2 protein-coding genes are annotated in these 2,277 nt (G+C 63.4%); both read right to left on the reverse strand.

All coding sequences use genetic code 11. From position 1 onward, the window contains the following. Positions 1–578 (reverse strand): transposase (locus tag ACESMD_RS00110; RefSeq protein ID WP_372609274.1); only part of this gene is annotated, 578 nt, incomplete at its 3' end. Positions 579–677: 99 nt separating this feature from the next. Continuing rightward, a complete protein-coding gene (locus ACESMD_RS00115) occupies positions 678–2,231 on the reverse strand; it encodes a glutamate synthase subunit beta (RefSeq protein WP_372609275.1) in 1,554 nt (517 codons plus the stop codon). Positions 2,232–2,277: the final 46 nt, after the last annotated feature.

Below are 2,277 nucleotides of genomic sequence, written 5' to 3' on the forward strand. Positions count from 1 at the left end.
CGCTCCAGAAAGGCGTTGCTCTCCTTCATGGTGTGCTGTCGGCCCGGCCGCAGTTCCAGGCCCAGGCACCAACCTTCGTTGCCCAGATAGGCGGCGATGGGCGTGTAGCCATCGACCTTCTGGTAGGTGCGCGAGACGCCTTCTTTCTTCGAGTTGCTGTTATCCATGACGAAGGTGTCGATGTCCAGGCAGACATGCGTCTTCTCGGCGGTGATCGGTGCCTTGACCAGCGACAGCAAGGTGGTGGACCAGGTCGCGGTTCGCGCCTGCAGGTCGTTGGCGGCGAGCTTCTCTAGCCGTTGGCGCAGCGTGGCGGTACTCGGCACCTTCTGCAGGTTGAGCAGTTGCTGGAACGGCTTGTCACGGCGGACGTTCTCGATGGCGTCATAGTCGCTCATGCCCAGGCACAGCAGGCCCAGATAGCTCTTGACCACGTCGCTGTTGCGCATGCCCAGCGTGGTGGGAAAGCGGCCGTCGATGCTGTCGACGCCGGCAATGTCGAGGCACTGGCCGATGATCGACAGCCCGGCATGGCTGGTGAGGCTGCGACCACTGGCGCGGAATTTGACGTTGGGCATGGCACTGTCCGGGTGAACGGCGATAGTGGCTATATTGCCATGCACATCAGCGGTTTAGAAGGCTTTTATGGGGCCGGCTTCACGGATTCAGGTAACCTTTCAAGAAGCATCGTGGTCACCTCCTGGTTCAGTCGTGGTATTGGTCCGTGTTAAATCCCAGCCGCCGGGCGGCAATGGCCGGTGCCGAGTGCGCAGGCTCGCCGGCAGGCGCGAGTTGCCCGTCAGATGTTGGTCGATGGCGCGGGCGAGATCGCGGCCTTCGCCAATGGCCCAGACCAGCAGCGAATGGCCCATGTTGCAGTCGCCGCCGGCGAATACGCCAGGCACGGACGTCATCATCCCGGCGTCGGTGGCGAACGTGCCCAATTTGTCCAACGCAAGTTCCGGTGCGTTCAGTGCATCGCTTTGCGGCCGGGAAAAGCCGATCGCTATCAATACCAGCTCCGCCGGCAATCTCAGATCGGACTCCCGTATATGTTTGTCGATGCGGCGTCCCTGGGCATCACGGATCCAATGCACCCGCTCAGTATGCAAACAATCGACATGGCCGTCGCCGTCACGATCCTCGAAGGCCAGCGTGTCGAGCGAGAACTCACCGTGGGCGCCCTCGGCCAGGGCGTAGCTGTGCTTGTAGATTCGCGCCACCAGCGGCCAAGGATTATCGTCGGCACGCTCGCGCGGCGGCTGCTCGTTGATATTGATCTGGGTGACGCTGGTCGCGCCCTGGCGCAGTGCCGTGGCCACGCAGTCGGCGCCGGTATCGCCACCGCCCAACACGATAACGTTGCGGCCACGCGCATCTGGGCCTTCGGCATAATCACGCCCGGCCTGGCGGCGATTCTCGCGTACCAGATAAGGCATGGCGTAATGGATGCCGTTTAGGTCTCGACCTGGGGTATCGACATTACGCGGGTGCAGTGCGCCGATGGTCAGCGCCACGGCATCGTAGCGTGCGCGCAGCTCATCCAGCGAGATGTCCCGCCCCAGGCCAGTGCTGCAGCGGAACACGATGCCTTCGGCGGTGAGCTGACCGATGCGACGTTCCAGTTTGTCCTTGCTGAACTTGAAATCGGGAATGCCGTAGCACACCAGGCCTCCGGGGGCATCGTCACGCTCATAGACGGTAACCCGGTGACCGGCGCGATTGAGCTGCTGCGCACAGGCCAAACCAGCCGGCCCGCTGCCAACCACTGCGACCTGCAGACCGCTGCGCTCGGGCGGCGGTTGCGGCACGATCCAGCCCGCCTCCCAGCCGCGGTCGACAATCGCCCGCTCGAGGTCCTTGATGGTCACTGGGTTCAAGTTGTAGTTCAGGGTGCAGGCGTCTTCACAGGGCGCGGGACAGGCATAGCCGGTAAACTCGGGAAAGTTGTTGGTGGCGTGCAGACGGGCCAGCGCGGTGCGCCAGTCGCCCCGGCTGACCAGATCGTTCCAGTCGGGGATGATATTGCCGATTGGACAGCCCGCTGTGCAAGTGGGCACACCACAATCCATGCAGCGAGTACCCTGCTCGCGCAGTTGCGTTTCGTCCCAGCTCGAGCTGTAGATTTCCTGGTGGTCCTGGTGGTCCTGGCGGCGCTCGGCGGGCGCGCGGTAGCCGATAGGCTCGCGCTCGTGGCGCCGATAGCCGTCAGGGTGGTTTTCATTGCTCATGACGGCTCCTCGGCTGTGTCTGAACTAACGGCCTCCGGGGGCAACG

It is taken from the genome of Halomonas sp., assembly GCF_041689495.1.
Lineage (GTDB): Bacteria > Pseudomonadota > Gammaproteobacteria > Pseudomonadales > Halomonadaceae > Halomonas.

Bases quoted from the DNA above. Each gene is read 5' to 3' on its own strand.
- ACESMD_RS00115 (WP_372609275.1), bottom strand. From the start codon at position 2,231: ATGAGCAATGAAAACCACCCTGACGGCTATCGGCGCCACGAGCGCGAG.